The following is a 7276-nucleotide window of genomic DNA, read 5'->3' on the forward strand; positions in this document are numbered from 1 at the left end:
TAACCTTACACACCTATCCAGCCACTAAACCCCATGTTATTCATTCTATCCCCTCGTTTCCGTATCCTTGATGAAAGTGGCTTGGTTATCTTCAGCAAACGGCACTTGTTGTTGCTGTTTGTGTTTTTCTTTTATTTGTTGTCGACTTTGATATAAACGAATAACAAAATAGAGATCGGGGGCAATAATTAAATCATCATCATTGATAGTGATCTTGTTACGTGCAATCCAACGATTTAATTCTGTTCTGCGCCCAGCCAATACCAATTTAACGCCTTTGATCCTAAGCTCTCTAATTAGCTCATCAATAACAGCAAAAACACTCACATCGTCATAAGTAAAACTTACGGTAGCATCAACCGCTAACCATGCAGGACGTTGTGGCGCGCTGTCCACTAGCTGTAGTACCCGCTTTTTAAAATAGCCAACATTGAAATAGGTTAAGGGGGAATTAAAACGATACATCATCAATCCTGATATCGATTCAATGCCGTTACCTTGGTTGATTGAGTGGATCATTCCTTGTTCATCAACACCTAATAACTGATCACTTGGGCGGAATACAATACGTAAAAATTGCAATAACCCAAGTAACACAGCAAAACCAATGCCGTTAATCAATCCCGCTAACAACACCGCTAATAAAGTAAACGTTGCTAAGGTAAAAGCTTGTCGATTTCGTTTACGATAAGACCAAATATGACGAATACTTAGCAATGACCAAGAGGAAACAATCAGCACAACGCCTAAAGAAGATAACGGAATGTAGGCAATAAAGTCGGTCATAAAAAGCAACACAACTAAAATGACTAACGCCGCCACAATAGAGACCAATTGTGTTTTACCGCCAACAGAATCATTCACCGCAGTACGGCTACTGGCGGCACTTACTGCAAATCCTTGCGAAAGTGCCGATGCGATATTAGCAATGCCTAATGCCTTTAATTCTTGGTCGGCATCAACATCATAACCATTTTTGCTAGCAAAACTTCTTGCCGTCATCATAAAGCTAACAAAACTAATCACCGCAAGGTTAATGGAAGGAACAATTAATTCACGAAGTGACCCAAGATGAAAGCCACTCATTGAAACGATGGGTAAAAAGAGATCACCGTTGTCTGCTTCTTTATCAACAATAGCAATCCCATAATTGACTAAATCAAATTGCCAACTTAAATAGGTCATCACCACCATAGCAATTAACGGAGCGGGCCAACGTTGTCTAAAATGACGAATACCTAATAGTAATGCTAAGGTTAGCGCCGACATCAACAGTGTTGGCCAATGTGCTTCTTTTAATCGAAAAGGTACTTCAAGTAATTTTTCAATTAAATATTCTGGGGAGGTGGTAAAACCAAATACTTTACTCAATTGCCCCACCATGATAGTGATGGCAACGCCATTTAATAGACCTTGTAATATAGGTCTAGAGAGAAAGTCCGTAAATGCGCCAAAGCGAAAATGACTCGCAAGAATGCACCAAAAACCGGTCATTGCAGTCATTATAATGGCCAGTTGCCAACGGGTATTTTCATCCCCCGCAGAAAGAGGGATGACAACTGCGGCTATCACGGCACAAGTGGCAGCATCAGGGCCAGTAATTAATTGGCGTGATGTGCCAAATAAAGCATACATGATCATGGGTAAGATACAGGCGTATAATCCCACAATGGCATTGATACCAAGTAATTCGGTATAAGCGATAGCAACAGGCAATGCAACCGCAGCAACAGAAAGCCCTGCTTTAATATCATATCCAAGATATTCACGCTGATAATTAAACAATAAGCCTAATCCAGGCATCCATTTTATTATTCTTTTTCCGTTCATTGATTTCCTCTTATCTGAATTACTTTTTCGCGCATTCATCAAAAAGTCGCGTGAAGAGATAATGGCTCAATGAATCATATACTAGAGTGATGTTTTAATCTCCTACCATAATCAATACTTTATCTTTAAATGACACAAGATTAAATTAAACCTTATATTCAATGAGTTAATCTAATATAAAACCGCCATATTGTGATAAATAAGCCTGATCTTATTAAAGATATGCAATTGTTTACCCTTTTCATGTCGCTTTGCATTAGAATAACCTAGTTTATAAATTTAACGACAATAGGTTTCTATCGGTTATGAAAAACGGCTGGCTTAAGCAATTACTTGATTTCGCTCCACTATTAGTGTTTTTTATCTTTTATAAATGGCAAGATATTTTCTATGCTTCTGGCGCATTAATTGTAGCAACATGGATCTCAGTCGGTTTAACATGGCTTATTTTCCATAAAGTCGAAAAAGCACCACTGATCACCGCAATCGTTGTAACGATATTTGGTACATTGACTATCGCTTTCCATTCAGATGTCTTTATTAAATGGAAAGTCACCGCAATCTACGCCATTTTTGCGCTAGTGCTTATTGCGATGCAACTCTTTACGCCGAAAACATTAATGGAAAGAATGCTAGGTAAAGAATTAGCGATGCCAGCGACTAATTGGAAAAAACTCAATATCGCTTGGGTTCTGTTCTTTTTAGCTTGTGCGCTGGGTAATCTTTATGTCGCATTTTCTTTATCTCAAGAAACTTGGGTAAACTTTAAAGTCTTTGGGTTAACAATATTAACCTTAATCTTTACTGTGATTAGTGTTGTGTATATCTGGAACAACCGGTTACCCGAAGAAGAGACGAAAGAGGAATCAACAGAAAGTCATACATCTGAAACATCAGATAACGGAACAACATCAACATCTAAAGTATTACATAAAGATGTGACATCTAAATCTGAATAATGACCTCTATTTTATCGGGAGACTGCCTCAAGGGAGTCTCCTTAGTTTTAACATTGATAGATAGTATTTCCCCATGACTGAACAACAATCTTTGCCTAATGGTGAGCTAGTATTACGTACGCTTGCCATGCCAGCTGATACTAACGCCAATGGTGATATTTTCGGTGGCTGGATAATGTCTCAAATGGACATTGGTGGTGCCATTTTAGCGAAAGAAATTGCCTTAGGTCGCGTTGTTACTGTAAGTGTAACAGGCATTACCTTTCTAAAACCTGTTGCCGTTGGCGACGTCGTTTGCTGTTATGCTCGTTGTTTAAAAACCGGTAACTCTTCAATTACTGTTAATATTGAAGTGTGGGTTAAAAAAGTAGCAACCGAGCCGGTAGGTCAACGGTATCGTGCCACTGAAGCCGTGTTTACTTATGTAGCAGTCGATGAGAATAATAGCGCTCGTCGCCTACCTGAAGGTAAAACCAATTTTACCTTAGCAAGTACCATGGAATAACCTTTTTAAGCTCAATAAAACCAACAAAAAAGGCACTTATCAAAAGTGCCTTTTTTATCATTGAGTGATGTGAAGCTTTATCAATCAATGGCTTCTTATTAACTTGCAGAAACACCATCTATATTAAAATCAATGATAACCACTTTACCTTTATAAGGGATTTTCTCATAACGCCATTGACGCATTGCTTTTCTCACTTCGCGTTCAAAGACATTTTTGGGGTTAGCAGAGAGAATTTCTACATTATCTACCCGTCCATCGGCATCGATATCAAAGCGTACTTTTATTGAACCCTCAATACCCACTGCCTTGGCACGAGGAGGATAGATAGGTAACCCTTGGCGAAGCACATTAGGTACTTTTCCTTCCCCTTGGCTAGTTGTCGCAACAGGCTTTTCCTCACCTTTATTACTCGGTGTAGCATTGGGGTTAAGATTCTTCATCTCATTTCCCTTGTTCAGCGCCAATGGCTGTTGCTGTGGCCGTTCGACAGGTGGCTTTGGTTTTTCCACCGGTTTTGGCTTAGGTTTTGGTTTGGGTTCGGGCTTCTTCTCTATCGGTTTTTCAATCACCGGTTTTACATCTGGGATCGGTTCTGGTTCTGGCTCAGGTTCTGGCTCGACAACAGGCTCAGGCTCCGGAGGCGTCACCTCTTCAACTACAGGCTCAGGCTCTCCTACCGGCTCATCTGCAGCAAAGGCTAGCATCTGTATAGAGATAGGTTCTGGTGCAATTGGCTTATCTTCTACAACATACAGTATGGCAGCCGCAACAAGCGAGGCATGCAAACACAGTGATATAAATACCCAAAGCTTAAAGCGCATAACTGATCTTATTTCACCTAAACAAAAAATAATGCCTCTAGTTTAAATGCAAATAGCAATCATATTCAATAACGTTTATCAAAATGATTGCTATAACAACTAAAAAAGCTAAAGATCAATTTAGTTCGGTGTATTGCACGAACAACAGCGCTCTATGTTTTCTAGAAGTATCAAGCTTACGCATTTGGTAAATACGTAAGTTACGGCGTGATTGACCCTCTAACCAACGGCGACGGCGACGTAACGCTTGTCTCATCATTCGCCAACGTGCCACTTCATTCCTGCTATGTCTCATTGCAATCAATACCTATTTTTTCAAATAAGTGGTGTATTATAGGACGTTCATTTTATGATCCAAGGGGGGATTGATAATTTGCCTTATTTTTTATTTATGCTTTATACCTTTCTCTCAAAAATAAAATGTATCAAAATAAGTATCTAGCGACTTATTTGATGTTTATCTCTTACCAGAGAGATTTGACAGAGAAAATAATCCTGATTTAATAACAACATTTGGCAAATAATAGAAATAATGAACTATTGTTAGTAAATTGCCTCCGACCTATTCATGCGATTCTTTTTCAACGGAAAATAGCTTTACTATGACAACATTTTATACTGTATTAAGTTGGCTAACTTTTTTCTTCTATTGGCTATTGATCGCAGGGGTCACATTTCGTGTCCTAATGCATCGACGACCTGTCACCTCAACGATGACATGGCTACTGATTATTTATATCCTTCCTTTAGTCGGTGTTATCGCCTATTTTGCCTTTGGTGAACTTCATCTTGGTAAACGCCGTGTCGAACATGCTAGGCAGATGTGGCCTTCCGTAGTTGCATGGCTTGAAGAATTAAAAAAATGTAAACATATTTTCGCTAAACACTATAGTGATGTTGCGGAGCCCATTTTTCAGTTAACCGCTAAACGCCAAGGTATTAATGGTGTAAAAGGTAATAAGATCCAGCTACTAACAACTTGCGAAGACTCATTAAATGCCATCACGCGTGATATTAATAATGCGCGCGATAATATTGAAATGGTGTTTTATATCTGGCAATCCGGAGGATTGGTAGAGGAAGTCACTGAAGCCCTTATTCAAGCGGCTAAACGTGGTGTAAAATGTCGCATTATGGTGGATTCTGCAGGAAGCCGTAGTTTCTTTCGCACCAATGGCCCTGCAAGAATGCGAGCCGCCGGCATTGAATTTGTCGAGTCATTACAAGTCAATCTGTTCCGTTTCTTCTTGCGTCGTATGGACTTACGTCAGCATCGTAAAATAGTATTAATTGATAACTACATTTCCTATACCGGCAGTATGAATATGGTCGATCCACGCTATTTTAAACAAGATGCGGGTGTCGGTCAGTGGATTGATATTATGGTCAGAATGGAAGGCCCTGTTTCTACGACACTGGGTATTATTTATGCTTTCGACTGGGAAATGGAAACCGGTGAACGCCACTTACCACCGCCACCAGATAACAATATTATGCCATTTGAACAAGCAAATGGGCATACTACACAGGTGATTGCCTCAGGTCCCGGCTTTCCTGAAGAACTCATTCAACAATCATTAATTACGGCCATCTATTCAGCCAGAAAAGAATTAGTCATGACAACCCCCTACTTCGTGCCAAGTGACGATCTGGCTCATGCCATTTCAACCGCCGCTATGCGTGGTGTTGATGTCAGTATTATTGTGCCACGAAGTAATGACTCTTTCCTGGTACGTTGGGCAAGCCGAGCCTTTTTTACTGAAATACTTGAGGCGGGTGTAAAAGTTTTTCAATTTGAAGATGGCCTATTACATACAAAAAGTGTAATGGTTGATGGTCAACTGAGTATGGTTGGCTCGGTTAACCTTGATATGCGTAGTTTATGGCTTAATTTTGAAATAACTGTTGTGATTGATGATGAATGTTTTGCTAGTGATCTTAGCATCGTACAATATGATTATATTGCCCGTTCAACACAACTTACTCTTGATGAATGGGAAAAACGTCCATTTATGAATCGGGTGTTAGAACGCCTTTGTTATTTCTTTAGCCCACTTCTCTAGAAAGAGTGATACAATCAGCTCAGTAATTATATCAACAATAAAATAGTTAGCGAAAACAGCTAACTATCGATATAAATAGCGCGACAATATTGACATAATTTATAGGCATGACCATGAACCAACCAACCTTAATCAGTGAAGAAGAAGCTTTAGAACAAGCCTATGATCTCTTTTTAGCGCAAGCCGCTGATAATCTTGATGTAGCCGATCAGCTGCTTTTTAATTTACAATTTGAAGAACGAGGTGCGGCTGAAGTTGTTACATTAGGGAATGATTGGCAATTTATTGTCGGTTTACCTGTTTCATCAGCCCGGTTTAGTGAAGTGATTATCGGTCTTGCACCGGATGAAAACGCCGATATTGATGATATTTTTGGTCGTGTATTAATTAGTCGTGATCCCCTGCAACCCATGTACCATATTATTTGGAAATCTTAACTTCTTAATAACCACACAATTTGTCTGTTTAACTACACTGGCGAACTTATCAATTTTAATTTGTTTAAAAGTGGCTTATATAAAGACTAAAAAGGTCGCAAAAGCGACCTTAGAAAATATATTGACTATCGTGTGTGACACCTTTGATTAAAAACGATAACCGATACCCACTACCCAAGTAGTAAAATCAATATCATATAGTTTGGAGTACTCATAAGAAACATCAATAGCTAAGTTAGTGATTGGGTTTACTTGTACGCCTAATCCATAAGCCATTGATATCTTATTTTCTTTTTCTCTTTCATCATAGTAGTGAAAGTCTTCATGAAAATAGCCAAAACCTATTAGTCCATATGCACTAACATAATTGTTAAGGCGGTAACTTGGACCTGCCGTTAACGAATAGTAGCTAATCTTTGAAGTACCTGCATATCCCCAATGATCATAACCATCATTTTTATTTTTTGCATATGAAAACGAACTGATAACGCCCCAATCATTAGCTACTTCATGATTATATTTTAAGTTAATACCTTTAAGGTTATCATTTATTAAATCTTCATCGACTTTCAATTTAGATTTAGCATACCCTATCGACACTGTATTTTCTAATGTTGCATAAGCATTAAAAGAAAGAGTAGAAACAACGAGTATTGAA

8 protein-coding genes are annotated in these 7276 nt (G+C 38.8%); 4 read left to right on the forward strand and 4 right to left on the reverse strand.

Annotated features, from left to right (window positions below; genetic code table 11):
- Window positions 1-45 precede the first annotated feature (45 nt).
- The gene (locus AACU95_RS13275) at window positions 46-1830 is read right to left on the reverse strand and encodes a SulP family inorganic anion transporter (protein WP_004248134.1); all 1785 of its coding nucleotides are present in this window, start codon (window positions 1828-1830) and stop codon (window positions 46-48) included.
- A 305-nt stretch (window positions 1831-2135) separates the two neighbouring features.
- Here AACU95_RS13275 and AACU95_RS13280 point away from each other — a divergent pair, with 305 nt between their 5' ends.
- Window positions 2136-2789 (forward strand): septation protein A, encoded by a 654-nt coding sequence (locus AACU95_RS13280; RefSeq protein WP_004243074.1) that lies wholly within the window; start codon window positions 2136-2138, stop codon window positions 2787-2789.
- Between the two features lie 73 nt (window positions 2790-2862).
- Window positions 2863-3294 carry an acyl-CoA thioester hydrolase YciA gene (gene yciA / locus AACU95_RS13285; RefSeq protein WP_004243075.1) on the forward strand — a complete coding sequence of 144 codons (432 nt, stop codon included), beginning with the start codon at window positions 2863-2865 and terminating at the stop codon, window positions 3292-3294.
- A 98-nt stretch (window positions 3295-3392) separates the two neighbouring features.
- On the opposite strand, the gene tonB is transcribed toward yciA, so the two are convergent.
- The gene (tonB, locus tag AACU95_RS13290; protein ID WP_012367972.1) at window positions 3393-4118 is read right to left on the reverse strand and encodes a TonB system transport protein TonB; all 726 of its coding nucleotides are present in this window, start codon (window positions 4116-4118) and stop codon (window positions 3393-3395) included.
- Between the two features lie 115 nt (window positions 4119-4233).
- Window positions 4234-4413 carry a YciY family protein gene (locus AACU95_RS13295; protein ID WP_004248137.1) on the reverse strand — a complete coding sequence of 60 codons (180 nt, stop codon included), beginning with the start codon at window positions 4411-4413 and terminating at the stop codon, window positions 4234-4236.
- Between the two features lie 307 nt (window positions 4414-4720).
- Here AACU95_RS13295 and cls point away from each other — a divergent pair, with 307 nt between their 5' ends.
- Together cls and AACU95_RS13305 are read left to right on the forward strand one after the other, a co-directional pair.
- Window positions 4721-6181, forward strand: a complete 1461-nt coding sequence (gene cls, locus AACU95_RS13300; protein WP_004248139.1) for a cardiolipin synthase — start codon at window positions 4721-4723, stop codon at window positions 6179-6181.
- Window positions 6182-6288: 107 nt separating this feature from the next.
- Window positions 6289-6618: an HI1450 family dsDNA-mimic protein gene (locus AACU95_RS13305; protein WP_012367973.1), complete on the forward strand. Its 330-nt coding sequence runs from the start codon at window positions 6289-6291 to the stop codon at window positions 6616-6618.
- 147 nt (window positions 6619-6765) lie between these two features.
- Here AACU95_RS13305 and AACU95_RS13310 read toward each other — a convergent pair.
- On the reverse strand, window positions 6766-7276 hold a 511-nt coding region (locus AACU95_RS13310; protein WP_109024001.1), incomplete at its 5' end, for an Ail/Lom family outer membrane beta-barrel protein.

This window comes from Proteus sp. G4415 (assembly GCF_963896075.1).
GTDB lineage: Bacteria > Pseudomonadota > Gammaproteobacteria > Enterobacterales > Enterobacteriaceae > Proteus > Proteus mirabilis.